Annotated in this window: 13 protein-coding genes; 3 read left to right on the top strand and 10 right to left on the bottom strand. The window is 69.9% G+C overall.

Features of this window, described 5'->3' with window-relative positions:
* Positions 1-146: 146 nt before the first annotated feature.
* From ACGF8B_RS12115 to ACGF8B_RS12080, 8 genes are all read right to left on the bottom strand, one after another.
* On the bottom strand, positions 147-893 hold the full coding sequence (locus tag ACGF8B_RS12115; RefSeq protein WP_392737204.1) for a DUF4118 domain-containing protein: 747 nt from the start codon (positions 891-893) through the stop codon (positions 147-149).
* A 273-nt stretch (positions 894-1,166) separates the two neighbouring features.
* The gene (locus ACGF8B_RS12110) at positions 1,167-2,033 is read right to left on the bottom strand and encodes an NAD-dependent epimerase/dehydratase family protein (RefSeq protein ID WP_392737202.1); all 867 of its coding nucleotides are present in this window, start codon (positions 2,031-2,033) and stop codon (positions 1,167-1,169) included.
* A gap of 26 nt (positions 2,034-2,059) precedes the next feature.
* Positions 2,060-4,282 carry an FAD-dependent oxidoreductase gene (locus ACGF8B_RS12105; protein ID WP_392737201.1) on the bottom strand — a complete coding sequence of 741 codons (2,223 nt, stop codon included), beginning with the start codon at positions 4,280-4,282 and terminating at the stop codon, positions 2,060-2,062.
* Between the two features lie 12 nt (positions 4,283-4,294).
* Complete coding sequence (locus ACGF8B_RS12100) at positions 4,295-6,586, bottom strand: hypothetical protein (protein ID WP_392737200.1); 2,292 nt, start codon at positions 6,584-6,586, stop codon at positions 4,295-4,297.
* A 104-nt stretch (positions 6,587-6,690) separates the two neighbouring features.
* Positions 6,691-7,569, bottom strand: a complete 879-nt coding sequence (locus ACGF8B_RS12095) for a carbohydrate ABC transporter permease (RefSeq protein ID WP_384751358.1) — start codon at positions 7,567-7,569, stop codon at positions 6,691-6,693.
* Complete coding sequence (locus ACGF8B_RS12090; protein ID WP_384751355.1) at positions 7,566-8,513, bottom strand: carbohydrate ABC transporter permease; 948 nt, start codon at positions 8,511-8,513, stop codon at positions 7,566-7,568. The genes ACGF8B_RS12095 and ACGF8B_RS12090 overlap by 4 nt, the downstream gene beginning before the upstream one ends.
* A 7-nt stretch (positions 8,514-8,520) precedes the next feature.
* A complete protein-coding gene (locus ACGF8B_RS12085) occupies positions 8,521-9,861 on the bottom strand; it encodes an ABC transporter substrate-binding protein (RefSeq protein ID WP_392737197.1) in 1,341 nt (446 codons plus the stop codon).
* Positions 9,862-9,995: 134 nt separating this feature from the next.
* A complete protein-coding gene (locus ACGF8B_RS12080) occupies positions 9,996-10,997 on the bottom strand; it encodes a LacI family DNA-binding transcriptional regulator (protein WP_392737195.1) in 1,002 nt (333 codons plus the stop codon).
* Between the two features lie 236 nt (positions 10,998-11,233).
* Between ACGF8B_RS12080 and ACGF8B_RS12075 the strand changes: the two genes are divergently transcribed.
* From ACGF8B_RS12075 to ACGF8B_RS12065, 3 genes are all read left to right on the top strand, one after another.
* Positions 11,234-12,376, top strand: a complete 1,143-nt coding sequence (locus tag ACGF8B_RS12075) for a mandelate racemase/muconate lactonizing enzyme family protein (RefSeq protein ID WP_392737193.1) — start codon at positions 11,234-11,236, stop codon at positions 12,374-12,376.
* A 119-nt stretch (positions 12,377-12,495) separates the two neighbouring features.
* A complete protein-coding gene (locus ACGF8B_RS12070) occupies positions 12,496-14,646 on the top strand; it encodes a DUF6351 family protein (RefSeq protein WP_392737191.1) in 2,151 nt (716 codons plus the stop codon).
* 336 nt (positions 14,647-14,982) lie between these two features.
* Positions 14,983-15,513 carry a protease inhibitor I42 family protein gene (locus ACGF8B_RS12065; RefSeq protein ID WP_392737189.1) on the top strand — a complete coding sequence of 177 codons (531 nt, stop codon included), beginning with the start codon at positions 14,983-14,985 and terminating at the stop codon, positions 15,511-15,513.
* A gap of 174 nt (positions 15,514-15,687) precedes the next feature.
* On the opposite strand, the gene ACGF8B_RS12060 is transcribed toward ACGF8B_RS12065, so the two are convergent.
* The gene (locus ACGF8B_RS12060) at positions 15,688-16,428 is read right to left on the bottom strand and encodes a carbonic anhydrase (RefSeq protein ID WP_392737188.1); all 741 of its coding nucleotides are present in this window, start codon (positions 16,426-16,428) and stop codon (positions 15,688-15,690) included.
* Positions 16,429-16,703: 275 nt separating this feature from the next.
* Positions 16,704-17,858, bottom strand: coding sequence for a PP2C family protein-serine/threonine phosphatase (locus ACGF8B_RS12055; protein ID WP_392737186.1), 1,155 nt, complete (start codon positions 17,856-17,858; stop codon positions 16,704-16,706).
* Between the last annotated feature and the right edge of the window lie 63 nt (positions 17,859-17,921).

Here is a 17,921-nt window from a genome sequence, read left to right as displayed (position 1 = left end):
GGGGGGGGGCGGGGTTTTTTTTTTTTTTGGGGGGGGGGGGGGGGGGGGCGCGGGCGGGGGGGGGGGGCGGGGGGGGGGGGGGGGCCCCCCCCCCCCCCCCGGGGCGGCCCCCCGGCCGACGATCCGGCCCGTACCCCCCGCGGGTCTCAGGACCGCTCCGGCGCGGGAAGATCCAGTGCCGCGGCGGCCTGGGCCGCCAGGTCCACAGCGACCAGACGCGCCTCCAGCGGCGCCGGGGCCGCGCCCGGCTCGGGCGTCATCATGAAGCGTCCCTGGTAGTGGCCATGGACGGTGGCCCTCAGCTCGATCTCGCCGTCCGGCCAGCCCTGCCGGTCCACGTCCCAGATCCAGCCCGGCACGTACACACTGCCGTCCGGGTCGAGGCGCGGCGGACGCCCGATGAGCGCCCCGTACTCGAAGCGGCACGCGCGCAGCTCCAGCACCTCGACCAGTTCCTGCCGGACGCGGTGGACCACATCGTCGGCGGAGTTGCTGAGCCTGGCCATCCGGGTCGTCCCGTGCAGCCGCTCCAGGTGGGAGGCGTCCGTGACCGCGACCCAGTGGAGCGTCCGGGCCCGTGCGGCCAGCTGGGACACGATCAGCCCGACGGCCAGGAGCAGCACGGCGGTCTCGATGTCGGCCCGGTCCTGGATGTGGAAGCTCTGGTACGGCTCGGTGTGGAAGAAGTCGAACCAGGCGGCGGCGGACAGCGCGGCGACGGCGCCCGCGAGGCGGCTCCCGAGTGCCGCGACGGCCACGACCGCGACGACCAGAAGCAGCGCGGCATTCGTGTGGGTGACGCTTGTACGGAAGGGGATCAGCGCCAGGGCCATGAGCAACGGGGCCAGTACCCCGGCCAGCACGGCGGCGGTGACCCGCGGGCCAGACCTCATGACGCACCTCGCAGGGCTCGGCGGAGCCTCTCTGCCTTCCAGCTTGCGTCCGGCGCGGCCGCGGCGGTACCGGCGGGCGGGGAACTTGACGGCTCGCTGATGCCGGGCGGGAGGTGCCCGGGGCAGAACACCGAGCAGACCGAGGAACAGGCCGCACGCCGCACGGCGGAGCAACCGGCCCTCTCACCGGTGTCCGCACGCCGCACGCCGCACGCCCTGCCCACCCCGCTCACCCCGCGGCTCGTAGGGGGGGGCAGGCCCGCCCGGCCGCCCTCACCGCGGGGTGGCGGCCCCCAGACCGAGGAGGTTCCGAGCCGTGAACCCGAGCAGCCTGCGCGCGGCCGAGGTGTCGACCGGAGCCGTGCGCCCCGGGATCGGGCACCGCAGCTCGGTGGTGGGGTGGTAGCGGCGCAGCAGTTCCTCCGTCGGGTAGGGCACGATGATCTCCGGGGCGCAGAGATGTACCGTGTGCGCCGCGCGGCCGGGCACGTCCAGCGCCAGCAGTGCGGCCCTCGCCGCGTCATGGACCTCCAGGTACGTCCACAGCTCCCTTGCCCCCGCGGCCGGGTCGGCCGTGAGCCGGGCGGCGTGCGCGTGCAGCCGTTCCTCGAAGCCGCCCACGTACGGATATCGCAGGCACACCACACTCATCCCGTGCCGCCGCGCCATCATCTGCGCCGTCAGCTCGTCGACCTGTTTGGAGAGGCCGTAGGGATCGGCCACCTGGGAGGCCATCGCCTCGTCGACCGGTGCGTACGGCGGATGCGGATCCTCGGCATCCGTCCAGGGCAGGCCCGTGACCCCCCAGGAACTCGCCACCGCCGCATGCCGGATCCCGGCCCGGCCGGCCTCCTCCAGGACGGTGAAGGTGGAGAGGCTGTTCCCCGCGAAGACCTCGAACGCGGTGTTGCGCGCGGGAGTCGGGATCGCCGCCAGGTGGATGACCGCGTCGGCACCCTCCAGAGCCGCCCGCACGGTCTTCGCGTCGGCGGCGTCACCGGTCACGACCAGGCGCGCCGCGAGATCACCCGGGTCATCGAGGACCAGGGCGTTCACTTCGATACCGCGCTCGGCGAGCAGCGCGAGGACCGCTCGCCCGATCCGTCCGGCGGCCCCGGTGACCATCGCTCTTTCGGCCATCCAGTCACTCTCCTGCGTCGGTGCTTCTACTCGTAGGCGCGCACGGCGACGATGTGCGCCGCCGCCGCCCCGTTGGTGGCTTCGACGACGACCCGGATCGCCGATGTGGTGACCGGCTCCGCCGGCGTGTGCGTCTCGCGCCGTCGCCGATTCTGCGACGCACGGGCGATGACGCGCCAGGTGCCGTCAGTATCCAGTGCCTCGACGCGGTAGTCGCGAAGGAGGGTGGGGAGGACGTCGAAGGGTGTGCGGTGGTGGTGCAGGTTGATCAGGTCCTCGTTGACGTCGTCGTCGGCGATGACCTCGATCCGGCCCAGCGTGACCGGTTCGGGCCAGGCCAGCTCCAGCCAGGGGCCAGGGGCGTCCGCCAGTGGTGCGGAGACCCACATGTGCGGTCCCGCGTACGGGCGGGCGTAGCCGTCGGTGGCCTTGGCGGGGGAGTAGGCCGCGGTCTCTCCCGTACGGAAGCAGAATGTGCGGCGCAGCAGACCCGTGTCCGTCCACTCGCGCAACGGCTGCGGCGATTCGTCCGACGGGCGCAGCGGGACGCGGGTGAGGCACAGGACGCCGGGGGTCGGACGGTCGGAGCGGTGCAGGGCGAGGGCGTCGTTGGCGCGGACGACCAGGAAGGCGTTGCGCGGGGTTTCGGGAGACCAGTCCAGGCCCGTCTTGAGCCACTGCCGGGCACCGGCGGCGACGGGCAGGGTGACGGAGTCGACGAGGCGGCGCGGGACGTAGTTCTGGCCGAGTTCGGGGTCGTACAGCTCGATCACGATCTCGGTGTCGCGGTCGGCGTCGACGAGCAGCTCCACCCCGGAGAGGTCCGGGTCCGCGGGGAGGACGAGTCCGGCGTCCGCCGCGAGCGGCCACAGCTCGTCGGAGTCCTCGACCGCCAGGCAGCGCAAGGCGGACGACGCGGTGGCCGTCGCCCGCAGCGCCAGGTCCTCCGGGTCCGTCGAGGCGAGGCCGATGAGCGAGGCGTCCTGACGCAGCAGCGCCCTGTGCAGTTCGGGTACGGGGAGTTCGCGCGGGGTGACCTCCTCGGTGGCGCAGAGCGCGGCGGCGGTGCCGGCCGCCTGGCCGATCGTGGCGCAGGTCGCCATGACGCGGGTGGAGCCGAAGGCGACGTGGCTGGCGGAGATGTTGCGTCCGGCGAGGAGCAGGTTGGTCGTGTTCACCGAGTACAGGCTGCGGTAGGGGATGTGGTAGATCCCGTCCGCGTAGCGCTGTTTGGCGCCGCCCTCCTCGGCGTACATGCCCTTGGGCGGATGCAGGTCGATGGACCAGCCGCCGAACGCGACCCGGTCGTCGAACTCGGTCTGGCCGAGGATGTCGCCCTGGTGGAGCACGTAGTCGCCGAGGAAGCGCCGGTACTCGCGCTTGCCGGGCACCGAACCCACCCACTCCAGCGTCATGTTCGCCGCGTCGAACTCGCCGGAGTTCTTGATGTGGTCCCAGATGCCGTGGATCACCGCCCACAGCTCGTCGCGGATGCGTTCGTTGTCGTGGACGGTGTCGAGCTCGCCGCCGAACTCGATCCACCAGTACGCGCAGCCGTTGTCACCGGACTTGATGACGCGGCGCTGCGGGATGGAGGTCTCGGCGATGTTCTTGGCGAAGTCCGGCGGTACGAACTTGACCGGGTGGCCGGCATCCTTCGTGTAGAAGAGGAGAGTCGATCCCAGAGTGATGTCGTCGGCCGCCTCCGGAGCCCATGACTCGCCGTACTCGGCGCGGGATTCCCGGCCGATGCGGTGGTGGGCGCCCGCCAGGTGGCCGATCAGGCCGTCCCCCGTGCAGTCGAGGAAGAGGCGGCTCTCGAAACGTATCCGCCGCTCCGAGCCCATCATCCAGCCGGTGACCGAGGTGATCCGCCGGGCCTCGTCCGGACCTTCGGCGTCGACCTCGCGCACGTCGGTGTTGAGGTAGAGCGTGATGCCGGGCTCGGCGCGCACGGCGTCCAGGACCACGGAGTCCCAGTAGTAGGGGTTCCCGTCGGGGTTGCGGAACTGGTTCTCCACGAGCAACTCGCCCATGATGCCGCCCTCACGGGCATGGTGATTCTTGCCGTGGCCGGTCGCTCCGCACACCCAGACCCGGACCTCGCTGCTCGCGTTGCCGCCGAGCACCGGCCGGTTGTTGACGAGTGCCACGGTACGGCCCAGCCGGGCTGCGGCGATCGCCGCGCAGACCCCGGCCAGGCCGCCGCCGACGACGGTGATGTCGTGCCGTGCGGTTTCGTTCCTCATGCTGTACGTCACTTACTTCCAGTCGGGATTGGCGGCGAGGCCGTAGTAGATGCGCGGGGCACCGTCGAGGGTGAGGGTGACCTTGCCGTTGGAGGCCTTCAGGGAGCGCTCCTGGCCGATGCAGTTCAGCTCCCGCACCGTGCCGTCGACCGTCCCCGCGTGTGCCACGACCGGGGTCCTGGTCGTCCAGGTGTCGACCCAGGGCTCGGGCGACGCGTACCAGGGGTCCTCGCCGTGATCGGGGTTGAGGACGTATCCGTCCTTGCGGCTCCAGATGACCGAAACGGGTCCGCCGGGGGTGGTGAAGAGGAGCCCCTTGATGTCCTGGTCGGCGAAGGCGAGATGCCGGACGAAGTCGGCCTCGTCCAGGACCCGGGCGGCGGTCGCGTAGGCGAGGAGCGAGGGCTTGGCGCTGGTGTCGCGGTTCATCAGGCCGTAGTGGTACTCGGGGTTGGCCGGGTCGGCCTCCTGCGGGTGGTACAGCACCGAGTCGTGCAGCTGGTACCAGTTGACGGCGCGTACGTTCTCGGACTTGGCGAGGGCGAGCGTGAGCAGGGTGTTCTCGGCCGCGTGCCGGTAGGTGTCGCTCCACCACGCGTTGGGGCGGGTCGGTGCGTACGCCTCGGTCAGCCACAGCTCCTTGTCGCCGCCGTACTCCTGAAGGACCTGGTTCGCCTTGCGCAGCGCGCCGAGGAAGTTCCAGTACGTGCCGGACGGTCCTTGTGTCCATTCCTCGGGCGGCGGCGCGAAGTCGGGCGTGAAGTTGCCGCGACCGGGGTGGAAGGCGAAGGCGTCGATGAGGTCCCAGCCGCCCGCGGCACGGAAGTTCTCGGTCCACACGTAGTCCATGCCGCCGAGGCCGGCGTTCATGACCTTCATCCGGGAGCCCGCCGCGTCCAGGCGCGTGGTGACCTGGCGCAGACCGTCCCGGACGTAGGCGTCGGCGCCGCGGCCCGACATCCAGGGCTGGTTGACCTCGTTGCTCACCTCGAAGTACGCGGCCTCGGCGTCCAGGGCCTTCGCGACATTCGTGTCGGCCCAGGCCGTGATCTGCTCCGGGCTGCCGCCCACGGGGATGCCGCTCAGCTCCACGTTGTGCCCGATGCCGTTCGCGTCCAGGGTGGCGGTGTCGATGCCAGGGGCGCCCGCGTAGGCGATACGGATCCACTTGATGCCGAGCGTCCTGACCAGCCCGAGCACGGCGTCCTTGCCGGGCTTGAGCAGCCAGGGGTAGTTGGCGAGGCCGAACATCGACTCCTTGCCCGCCTTGTACACGAACTCCGGGAGCACGCTCAGGTTCGTACGGGCCAGTGCCCGGTCATTGCCGCTGACCACCTCCACCCCGGTGAACACGATGTTCTGCGAGGGCGCGGTCAGAGGAAAGGAGGGGTTCCAGGCGGCGCCCGCCGCGAGACTCCTGCAGAGCGTTCCTCCGGCGATCCTCCTGCCGCCGAAGTCCCGCGCCCACCAGGTGAGCGTCACCTTCCTGGCCGTGGCGGAGCCGTTGACGACCTGCGCCTTCAGCGTCATGGTCTGCCCGGCCGTCTTGTAGAGGTTGAACGGCTGGTCGGTCCACACCTCCACGCCGAGCGGGCGCCCGGCGGCGAGTGCTCCCGCCCCGCGCGGCCGCAGATCACCGAGGACCAGATCGGCCTCGGTGACCGCGGTGCCCGCGCCGGTCGGGGTGCCGGGGGAGTGGACCCATGTGGCGTTCGTGTTCGCGGGGTTGGTGGCCGGGAGGCAGAAGAAGCCCTTCGACCCGGCCCACGTCTCCACGTACGCGCCGCCCGCGTTCACCTCGTACGGAATGCCGCCCCGGGGGTCCTTCTCCCAGACGGTCAGGGCTTCGTACGACTCCGCCGCGCTCGCTTCGTACACCGTGCGGGAGAACATGAAGCCGGCCGGTGTGAGCGTGCCGGAGCCGGCGACCTCCCACTTCATGTGTGCCTTGCCAGGAGTGACGTCGAAGGTGCCGCGCACCGTGACGCCGGACGCGCCGCTCCCCATCGTGTAGGTGACCTGAATCGCGGGCCGCCCGTCCGGGAGCGTGATGTGGGCGGGGGTGCCGCCGAAGGTGCGTTGCTGGCCGAGCGCGGTGTCCTTGATCATGAAGTGGCTGAGCAGGATGCGGTCGGTGCCCGCACCGTCCCGGACGAGGACGCTGCCGTCGCCACGACCGACCAGGGTGATGCCGTCGGCCTCGATGGTGACCGGGTCCGCGGCGTACGCGGGAACGGTCGGCAACAGCGCGGCGCCGGTGGCGACGGCCGTGCCCTGGATGAATCTGCGCCGGGCGACTGACATGGAGGTGCCCTTCTCTTGGTCGGGGTGTTCCGGATGCTCCGGAGAGTTCGAAGCGGAAGGTGCGGAGAGGGAAGCCGGGGCACGGCCGCCGGCTCAGGTGGACGTCAGCCCTTGACCCCGGTGAAGCCGAGCCCGGCGACGATGTACTTCTGGCAGACGACGAAGACGAGCACCGGCGGGGCGACCGCGAGCACCATCGTGGCGATCAGCTGGTCCTGCGGAGCCTGGGTGGCGAGCTGGGACAGCGCGACGCTGATCGGCTGCCGCTCGGGGTCGGTGATGGCCACCAGCGGCCAGATGAAGTCCTTCCAGGAGTGCATCACCGCGAGCAGACTGATCACGGCGAGCACCGGCTTGCTCATGGGCAGCACGATCTTGGTCAGCAGCTGCCGGGTACTTGCCCCGTCGACCCGCGCCGCGTCGAACAGCTCCTTCGGCAGGGCGTCGAAGAACTGCTTGGCGAGCAGCACCGTGAAGGCGTTCGTGCCGGCCGGCAGCCAGATCGCCCAGTAGGTGTCGCCCAGGTTGAGGTGGAGGAACGGCAGATCGATCACGGTCATGAAGAGGCTGACCATGTTCACCGTGTACGGCACGAACATCGTGGCGAGGATCGCCCCGTAGACGACCTTGCCGAACTTCGGCCTGAGCACCGAAAGGGCGAAGCCCGCCGTGGCCGAGACGAAGAGCTGCACGAACCACGATCCGCCGACCACCAGGAGGGTGTTCATCAGATAGCGGCCGACACTCAGATCGGTGTACGCCGTCGAGAAGTTGCCCAGGGCCGGCCGGTCCGGCCAGAGGGCCAGGGGCTGGGTCGTGAGCTCGGTGGGCGGGGAGACCGCGCCCTTGACCATCCAGTACAGCGGTCCGATGCCGATGAGCAGCAGCAGGATCAGGGTGAACACCTGGACGGAGCGCACTGCCGCGCGCACGCCGGGGCGTTGGCGGTCGTTGGTGGAGACGAAGGTGGTGAGCGTGGTCATGACGTGCTCCAGCTGCGGGTGGCCCGCAGATAGACCGCGGAGAGCAGGGCGAGGGCGAGCACCATCAGGAAGGAGAGCGCGGCGGCCTGGCCGTACTCGCCGTCCTGGAAGGCGTACCGGAAGATCAGCAGCAGGACCGTGAGGGTGGAGTTCTCGGGCCCGCCGCCGGTGAAGACGTACGGCTCGGTGAAGACCTGCACCGTGTTGATCAGCTGGACCAGCAGCAGCAGTCCGATGACGGACCGGAGCTGAGGCAGCATCACGTGCCAGATGCGCCGCCAGATGCCGGCACCGTCCATCTCGGCGGCCTCGTAGAGTTCGCCGGGGATGCCGACCATCGCCGCGAGGTAGATCAGGACGGCACCGCCCATGCCCGCCCAGGTGGCCTCCAGGACCAGCGAGAGCATGGCGCTGTCGGAGGACTCCAGCCACGAGTACGGGCCGAGCCCGATCTTGCCGAGGGCGTTGTTGAAGAGCCCGCTCCCGGGATCGTAGAACCACTTCCAGAGCAGGATCGCCACGACCGGCGGGATGACCACCGGCAGATACACCAGGAAGCGGTAGACGCCCGCGCCCCGCCGCACCGTCGACATGATCGCGGCCAGGACCAGCGGCGCCGGGAAGCCGATCAGCAGGCCGAGGGCCACGAAGAACAGGGTGTTCCCGACAGCGGTCCCGAGCAGCGGATCGTCGAACAGGGCGCGGAAGTTGTCCAGACCGATCCAGACCGCGGGCTCGACGAGGTTGGTCTTCTGGAAGCTGAGCAGCAGGCTGCGCGCGATCGGCCACCAGGCGAAGAGCCCGAAGATCAGCAGCGCGGGGACGAGGAACAGCCAGGCGGTGAACTGCTTGCGGGCGCCGGTGCCACGCTGCCTGGGCAGGGTTCGCGGCACGGGCTCCTTGGACACGGCGGCCGGGCGCCGGGACGGAGTGAGCAGAGCCATGGGCCGGCTACTTCTGGTCCGCGGCGAGCTTGGCATTGACGTCCTTCTCGGCCGAGGCCAGCAGGGCGTCGATGTCGGCGTCGCGCTTGGTGAGCACTGCCTGGACCACCGGGTCGAGCACGGTGTACAGCTTCTGCGCCTGGTACGGCGGCTCCGGCTTCAGCTTCAGGGTGGAGAGGCCGTCGATGTACGGCTTGAAGTTCTGGAGTTTCACATTGACGTACGGCTTGATCGCGGCGTCGATCTCGGTCTGCCGCTTCCTGTCGAAGACCGGCAGGGTCGGCACGCCCACCGCGGACTTCGGGTCGGCGGAGAGCGCCTTGGCCTGCTCGGCGGCGATGTCGGTGCTGTACTGCGGCTTGGCGTAGGCGAAGGTCAGCCAATCCACGGCCGCTGCCGCGTGCTTCTTGTCGGCGGACTTCGGAACCATGTAGATGTCGCCGCCGGTGAGTGTCGCGTCGCCGCCGGACTGCGGCATCGGGGCCACTCCGAAGGCGTCGGTGTTCTCCATACCGAACTGCATCTTCGCCAGCCGGTACGTTCCCGGGCTGCCCATGAACATGCCGACCTGTCCGGCCGCGAACTGCTTGATCACGTCGTTCTGATTGTTGAGAAGGGTCTTGCCGAGCGAGTCGTCCTTCCAGCGCATGTCCTTGAGCAGGCGCAACGCCTGCTTCGTCGGCTCGCCGGTGAGCGTGGCGGTGTACTTGCCACCCTGCTCCTTCTCCAGTTCGCCACCGAAGGCGTACGACAGCATCGTCAGCTGCCAGCCGCCCTGGTTGTCCTTGGACTCGTGGACGAAGCCCGCCTTGCCGGTCCGGTCGCCGATGCTCTTGGCGGCGGCGCGGACCTGCGCCCAGGTGGTCGGCGGCCTGTCGGGGTCCAGGCCGGCCTTCTCGAAGAGCTCGCGGTTGTAGACCAGTCCCTGGGCGTACGGATTCTGCGGGACGCCGTACACGTCGCCGGCGCTGTCGGTCAGCGGCTGGAGCACCTGGGGGTTGAACTCCTTGAAGTGCTTCCACTCCTTGAGCTGCCCGGTGATCGGCTGCACCTGCTTCTGCTGGATCAGCCGCTGCGGCTCGGTCAGCGGCACCTTGATGACGTCCTCGACATTGCCGCCGGACAGCTTCGCGGAGAACGTCAGCGGGTCGAAGACCGTGGTCGAACCCTTGACCTTGATGCCCGGGTGGGCCTTCTCGAAGTCGGCCACCTGCTTCTTGAACAGGGCGACCCCCGGCTTGTCGGTGGCCGGCGGCATGCCCTGCACCCGCAGTACGAGATCGCCGCCCCCGCCGGCGCTGCTCGGGGTGAGGGAGGAACAGCCCGCGAGGGTCGCGGTCAGCGCCATGCAGCCAAGTATGGCAGCACAGCGGGAGTTTCTGGGCATAACGGGCTCCAAGAAGGGCAGGAGTGGGCTCGGTGCGGTGCAGCGCGGTGTTGTGCGGTGCTTTGCTCGTTGTGGTGGTGTGCGCCGCGGGTGTGTCAGTGGGCGGGTGCGGGACCCGTCGAGGCTCGGGGGATCAGTCGGGAGCCGATCTCCACGAAGGGGGAGGTGGCATCGGGCCCCCGTCCGGTGCGGCCTGTTGTGTTCGCGATCGTCTCGATCAGGAGGTCCCCCGCACGCGTGGCGATCTCTTCGGGGTCGATCCGGATCGTGGTGAGGCTGGGGGTGGAGACGGAGGCGAGCAGTGTGTCGTCTATGCCGATGACGCTGACGTCGCGCGGCACGTTCACGCCGAGATTGGCCATCTGGTGCAGCACGCCCAGGGCGACCAGGTCGTTGTGGGCGATCACGGCCGTCGCCTCGTGGGCGGCGACGAGGGTGGCGGCGTGCACGCCCGTCTCGAACCGGGGCTCGTACGGCCCGAGTTCGGACAGCGAGAGGTCGAGCGCCTCGAAGGACTCCTGGATGGACTTGCCGCGGCTCAGCTCGGCACGGGACGCGTTGATGAAGACGCAGCGCCGGTGGCCGTACGCCTTCAACTGTTCGGCGGCCTGCGCGATGCCTGCCGCCAGTGAGATCCGGACCTCGGGGATGCCCGGTACATGGCGGTTCACCACCACCAGCGGCATCCGGCCCGCGAGTTCGTGGAGCCGGTCCTCGGTGAGGGTGGAGGCCCACAGGATCAGGCCGTCGACCCGCTTCGACACGGCCGCGATGGCCGCCAGTTCGTCGGCCTCGCGCTCGTCGCTGTCGGCGACCAGAACCGTGTAGCCCAGGTGCCGGGCGCGGGCCTGCATCGCCTTGATGATCGGCGGGAAGAACGGGTTGGCGATGTCCGGGACGATCAGACCGAGTGTACCGGTGCCGCCGCCGCGCAGTGAACGGGCCGCCGGGTTGGGGGAGTAGCCGAGCCCGGCCGCGGCGTCGAGGATGCGCTGCCGGGTCGTCGGCTGCACCTGGTCGGGTGCGGTGAACGCACGGGACACCGTCGACACCGAGACGCCCGCGGCGCTCGCCACCTCCCGGATCGTTACTGCCACGGGTGGGCCTCCTCGTCGTCCTGAGCCGGGGGATCCCGGCTCTCTCGCATCTGGATCCTGCGAATGCGGTTGATGTTTGCGAACGTTCCCGTGATGTGTCAAGACGTGTGTCAGGAGTATTTCTCCGAGGAAAACCTTCTGTGTGCACGGGTCTTGCCCTGCGGCCGAACTGCTGCCAATGATGTGTTCCCAAGAACTGCACTGAAATTGCGGGAACGTTTTCATAGAGGAGTGGCATGAAGATCACCGGCCTGGAAGTGCTGACTCTCCCCGACCACGGCGACAGCATGATGCTGGTCGTGGTCGACACCGACGAGGGCATCCACGGTCTGGGCGAGGTCGGCATCAGGTCGCGTCAACGAGCGGTCGCGGGCGGTCTCGACCACCTCGCGGAGTTGATCGTCGGCGAGGACCCGCGACGCATCGAGCACCTCTGGCAGGTGATGTTCCGGCGCGGGTTCTTCCCCGCCGACCGCATACTCGGGGCCGCCATCGCGGCGGTGGACGTGGCACTCTGGGACATCCGGGGCAAGGCGCTCGGCGTTCCGGTGCACGAACTGTTCGGCGGCCGGGTGCGTGATCACGTACCCGCCTATGTGCATGTCGGCGACGGCTACCACGACCGCGAGTGGTTCCTGGACCGCTGCCGCGGCCTGGTCGCCGAGGGCTGGCGCCATCTGCGGTTCGCCTCGCCGCACGACGCCGACGGTACGCTCGACGCCCGACGCTGCCTGCGTGACTCGGTCGGCATCTTCCACGAGGTCCGGGACGCGGTCGGCGACGAGGTGGAGTTGATCCTCGACGTCCATACCCGCCTGGATCCGCCGGAGGCGCTGACCCTGTGCCGGGAGATCGAGGCTGCCCGCCCGTACTTCGTCGAGGACCCACTGCGCTGTGAGAACCCGGACAGCTACCGCATGCTGCGGGCCCGCACCGGTGTGCCGCTGGCCGCAGGTGAGCAGTACGGATCCAAATGGGAGTTCAGGACACTCATCGAGGACGATCTCATCGACTACGCGCGAGTGGACGTCGGGGTTGCCGCGGGCCTGACCGAGGCGAAGAAGATCGCGGCGATGGCGGAGACCCACCACATCAAGCTCGCCACCCACAACCCGCTCGGCCCGGTCACCGCCGCCTCCTCGTTGCAGCTCAACCTGACCTGCCCCAATATGGCGATCCAGGAGCACCAGACCGACCCCGACCCGGCCATCGCCGCCCTCTTCACCGCGAGGCCGACGATCCTGCCGGGACGGGTGGAGCTGAGTGAACTGCCGGGCATCGGCGTCGACATCGACCGGGAGGCGGCGCGCCGTTACCAGGCCGCGGCGGCCGAGCGCCCGCACCTGCGCACGGCGGACGGGGCGTTCACCAACTGGTAGCCGGGCGGATCCGGCCGGTTCCGGGCGGCCGCGCGGTCCCGAGCACGGGCTCCGAGCACAACCTTTGAGCACAACCTCCGAGCACGACCTCAGACTTCAGAAGCGAGGGCAACTCCGTGGTGTCATTCACAAGAGCCGCGAGACCGGTCGAACTGGTCCTTGTCGGCACAGCGTTCATGGGTGTGCTGATAGGCGCGTCGGCGACGCCGGCCGGCAGCCAGGAACGCGAGAAGCTACAGGTGAGCGCCGTGTCGTCGCGGCCCGGCACGGTGTCGGGGGACGACGCCCTGATACGCGTCGAGGTGCCCGCCTCCGTGGCGGCCGACGGAGTCCGGGTCGAGGTGGCGGGCCGGGACGTGACGTCGAGCTTCCGGCCCTTTGGCGACCATGCGCTGATGGGCGTGGTGAAGGAGCTGTCCAAGGGTGACAACACACTGACGGCCCGGGCTCCGGGCGCCGACGCCGGACAGCTGACCCTGAAGAACCACCCCATCACGGGGCCGATTTTCGCGGGCCCGCACGAGCAGCCGTTCGTCTGCGACACCGCCGAGTTCAAGACGGTGACCGGCGACACCCTCGGGCAGCCGCTCGACGAGGACTGCTCGGTCAGGACCCGCGTCGACTACATGTACCGCACCACGGCCGGCAAGTTCCTTCCGCTGCCCGACGAGAGTGCCCGGCCCGCCGACCTGGCCACGGCAACGATGAGCACGGGCAAGAAGGTGCCCTACATCGTCCGTGTCGAGACCGGCACCATCAACCGGGGCATCTACGAGACGGCCGTGCTGCACGATCCGCAGTCCGCCGACCCCGACCCGCTGCAACGCGAGCCGGGCTGGAACGGGCGCCTCGTGTACGGCTTCGGCGGGGGCTGCAACGGCGGTTGGTACGTCCAGGGCCGAAACACCGTCGGCATCATGAACGACACGTACCTGAGCAAGGGCTACGGCGTCGCCTCGTCCACACTGAACGTCTTCGGCAACAACTGCAACGACGTGCTGGCGGCCGAGACCATGAGCATGGTCAAGGAACGCTTCGTGGAGACGTACGGCGAACCGGCCTTCACCATCGGAAACGGCTGCTCCGGCGGCTCGTACCAGACCCATCAGATCGCCGACAACTACCCGGGTCTGCTGGACGGCATCCTCTCCGGCTGCAGCTTCCCCGACGTCGGCTTCGGGACGATACAGACGCTCAGCGACGCCCAGCTCCTGAACCACTACTTCAAGGAAGTCGCACCGGACGCGTTCACCGAGGAGCAGCAGCGGGCGGTCTCCGGGTTCGGCAAGTGGGAGAGCATCGGCAGCCTGGCCCGGGCCGCCGGTCGCATCGACCCCACGGTGTACTGCCCGGCCCAGCTGCCCGCGGCACAGCGCTACAACCCCGGCACCAACCCGGACGGTGCCCGCTGCGACGTCTACAGCCACACCGTGAACGTCTACGGCGAGGTGCCGGAGACCGGGAAGGCGCGCAGGCCGCTCGACAACACCGGTATCCAGTACGGACTTGAGGCCCTGAACAAGGGGACCATCGACATGGCCCAGTTCATCGACCTGAACCGGCGCATCGGCGGCCTCGACGACGACGCCAAGCCCGTCGCGGGGCGCACCGTCGCCGATCTCAAGGCGGTACGGCTCGCCTACCGCACGGGCCGGATGCTGAACGGCGGCGGTGGGCTCGCCGACGTCCCGATCATCGACTACCGCGACTACACCGACGACGCGGCCACCGGCGACATGCACATGCGCTTCCACTCCTTCTCCACCCGGGCGCGCCTGGACAAGGCCAACGGCACCCACGCCAACCAGATCATGCTCACCCGCTCCAGCGGGCACGGATTCACCCTTGCCGGGATGCTGTCCGACATGGACCAGTGGCTCACCGGCATCAAGGCGGACTCCGGCGACGAAGCCCCCATCGAGAAGATCGTCCGCAACAAGCCGCAAGGTCTTACCGACGCCTGCTGGACCCGTGGCATCGGTGCGAAGAAGATCGAGGAGCCCCAGGTCGAGGGCATCGACAACACCGAGTGCAACACCCTCTACCCGGTGTGGACCTCGCCGCGGATGGTCGCCGGGGCCGATGTGGCCAACGACATCGTCAAGTGCCGCAAGCGTCCCGTGGACCGCTCGGACTACCGAGTGCCGGTGACCGAAGACGAGTTGAAGGATCTGCGGGCGGTCTTCCGGGACGGTGTCTGCGACTGGTCCAGGCCCGGGGCGGGCCAGCAGGGCCTCGCCGGCACATGGCTCTCCTTCGACCAGGAGTGACGGCGACGCCGAGCTGAGCCGACACGGGGCAGGCACGAATGAGGGGCCCTCGGAGCGTGGACGCAGGAAGCCACGCTCCGGGGGAGGGGGCACCTCACCACGTCGGTGGGGGCGTCGGCGTCCGCCCCGACGTGAGCACGGCCGGTCACGACACCGGGGCGCCGATCCCGGCTGATGCGGAGGAGGCGAGTGCGGCGGATGGCATGGGATCTCTCACGCGGTGACCGTCATCGACCGGGAGGGTGACATGCTTCGGGTGTGCAACCCCCTGGGGCTCGACCACCTGGGCCGGCGGGGACGACTTCATCAACGGTCACACGGGCAAGGCTTCCGACAGTGAACTCCCCAACGCGTACAGCGTCTGTCTTCCGCGGTGGCCGGGGCGGTGCCGTGCTCGCGGCGGCCGCGCTGGCCGCTCTCGCCACGGGCTGCGGCCCGGGTACCGACGAACCGGCCGGCGGCGCCACGAGCGACGCGAGCCGCCCGGTGAACGACACCAGCATCACCGCCGAGCCGGGTGAGCGCTTCACGCTCACCGTCGACCAGAACGCCTCCACCCGCGAGTACTGGTATCTGGTCGACCCCGAGCCCGACAGCTCGGTGCTGGTCAGCCGTGGCCGGCACCAGTCGTCGGGTTCCGGCGACGAGCCGGCGCCCGGTGCCGGCAGCCGGCTCACCTTCACCTTCGAGGCCAAGGGCAGGGGGACCACCCGGTTCACGCTGCTGCACTGCACCTCCACCACCTGTCAGGGCAACAACTCCACGCTGCCTCCCGGGACGACCGGACCTTCCGCGACCCCGGCCACGGGGGCGGCCACCCCCTCCCAGGCCCCCGAGCGCATCACCTACACCGTCACCGTCGGCTGAACCACAGCGGACCGACCGGACGAGCCGAGACACCACAGGCCCCGCCACGAACGACGACGCCCCGTACCCGCCGGACCGCAACGACGACCAGCCGGACCGGCTCGCCAACACTCGTGCAGTTCGTGGGCGTGATCAAGTGGAACGCCGGCACGTCCGTGCGCTCTTCCGCGGGTTCTACGGCTTCGGGGGCGCGCCGGCCAGGACTTCCACCTCGCCCGTGTCGAGCGAGTAGTAGGCGCCGACCACGGCCAGGGAGCCTTTGGCCACGAGCGGGGCCAGGTCCTGGTTGGAGCGCAGGCCGGCCGCCGTCAACTCGACCTGTGCGCGGGCCATGGTCTCGACCGGATCGGAGCCGCCCTCCCGGACCGCCTGCTCGTAGGCCGGCCGCAGAGCCCTGGCGATCGCATCCAGATTGCCGGAGAGCGGCTTGCCGTCACGGATGGATCTGTACGCTGCCGCGACGGCGCCGCAACGCTGGTGCCCGAGGACCACGACGAGGGGAGTGCCGCTCGTCATGGGCCCGTACTCCACCGACCCCGTGACCACCGGACCGACCGCCTCCCCTCCTGTGCGCATCACGTAGAGGTCACCCAGTCCGGTGTCGAAGAGGAGTTCCGGGGGCACCCGGGAGTCGATGCAGGAGAGGACCGCGCCGAAGGGCTCCTGCTTCTGGGCCACGAACTCGCGTCGGTTCGGATCCCGGTCGGGATGCCGAAGCTCTCCGCTCACCCAGCGTTCATTGCCGTCCATCAGCCGCGTGAATGCCTCGGTGGGCGTGCTCGGCCGCGCGTTCGGCGACGTACTGGCCGCCCGCGGTGTGGCGCTCGTCGAGGAGCAGCCCGTGAGCGCGACCGAGGCGGCCACGAGTCCGCCCGCGAGAAGCGCTCTTCGATCCGGGTGTTCCGATCCGTCCATCGGCGCTGTTCCCTTCAGTCCGCCGAGATGGATCCGTACATCTCGGCCAAAGCGATTGTTCAACGATGTGTGGGAGCACCTCGACAGGCGCGAGCGGGTGCGGGCCGCTGCGCCACCGACGGCCCGCAGAACCGACTCGGGTGGCTGAGTGCCTGAGGCGCGTGCCGGGCCTGCGGAACGTGAGCCCGCGCGGCGCCGCCGCCGTCGGCATCGCGCAGGTGAAGTCCGGTGCGCGGCGCTCGCCCCAGCGGTGCGTCAGGATCTTCGGAGCACTTCTATTCGGACAGGTGGTAGATGGCCAGGGCCGCAGTGTCGTCGTGGAGGTGGTTGTCGCTGTAGACGAGGAGATCGTGGTGGAGGCGGTCGAGGAGTTCCCGGGGCTGGAGAGGGCCCCAGGAGAGGACACGCCGGCGGAGGGGGTAGAAGGCCCCGGTGCGGTCGCGGGCTTCGGTGACACCGTCGGTGTAGAGCAGCAACTGGTCGCCGGGACCGAAGGGGTACTCATCGATGCGGTAGGTCTCCGGCAGGTGCATGCCCAGGTTCAGCGGCGGTGCGGGGTCGCCCGCCGCCAGTTCGGTGACCGCGTCGGAGCGGATGAGGAGGGGCGGTGGGTGGCCGCAGTTGACGATGCGGACCACATGACGGCGGGGGATCTCCGCGAAGACAGCGGTGACGAAGCGTTCGCCCACTTCGTTTCCCGCCAGGCGGGCGGCTCTGCGATTCATGCTCGTCTCCGCCCGGCGGGCGACGGCGGCGAGGTCGGGTTCGTCGTGGGCGGCCTCGCGGAAGGCGCCGAGGAGGGTGGCGGCCGTCTCGACGGCGGGAAGCCCCTTGCCGCGGACGTCGCCGATGATGACGCGCAGTCCGTACGTGGTGGGGACGGCCTCGTACAGGTCACCGCCGATGCGTGCTTCCGCAGCGGCGGACAGGTAGAGGGTTTCGACCAGAAGTGGGCCGATGCGGTGCGGGACCGGGCTCAGCAGGACTCGCTGCGCGATCTCGGCCACGAAGCGCACGGTGGCGAGGGTGCGTTCCCGGCGCACGCGGTGGGCAGCCAGGATTGTTCCGAGGACGCCTACCACGGCGGTGCTCAGGTAGGTGGCCACGTAGTGGCGCTCCCACACATAGCTCACCGGGCGGCCCGCGCAGCACGGCGTGCCGGCCAGTGCCCCTTCGAAGGCGATCGCGAACACGGTGACTGCGGCGACAGCGGCCGGGCCGTGGGCGAAGGCCGCGATCACGGGCAGGGCGATGAGCAGGAAGCTCACCGGCCACTGCACGGGCGTAAGGGGTTCGAGTACCAGGATGCCCGCGACATAGAGGGCGGGCAGCCACCGCATCCACGTGGGCGCGGGCGGCACCTGTGGGCCCTCGCCGTCGGGCGGCGCCGCCGAGCCCCGCTCCGCCCCGGGACGGCCCGGCCACCTCACCGCTCACTCCGTCGCAGAGCGAGCGGCGCGAGCGCGGACGCTGCCGAGCCGGCGGACGAAGCC

It is taken from the genome of Streptomyces sp. NPDC047917, from assembly GCF_043204345.1.
Lineage (GTDB): Bacteria > Actinomycetota > Actinomycetes > Streptomycetales > Streptomycetaceae > Streptomyces > Streptomyces sanglieri.
The sequence above is the reverse complement of the archived record's forward strand: the minus strand, read 5'-3'. Positions and strand labels throughout refer to the sequence as shown.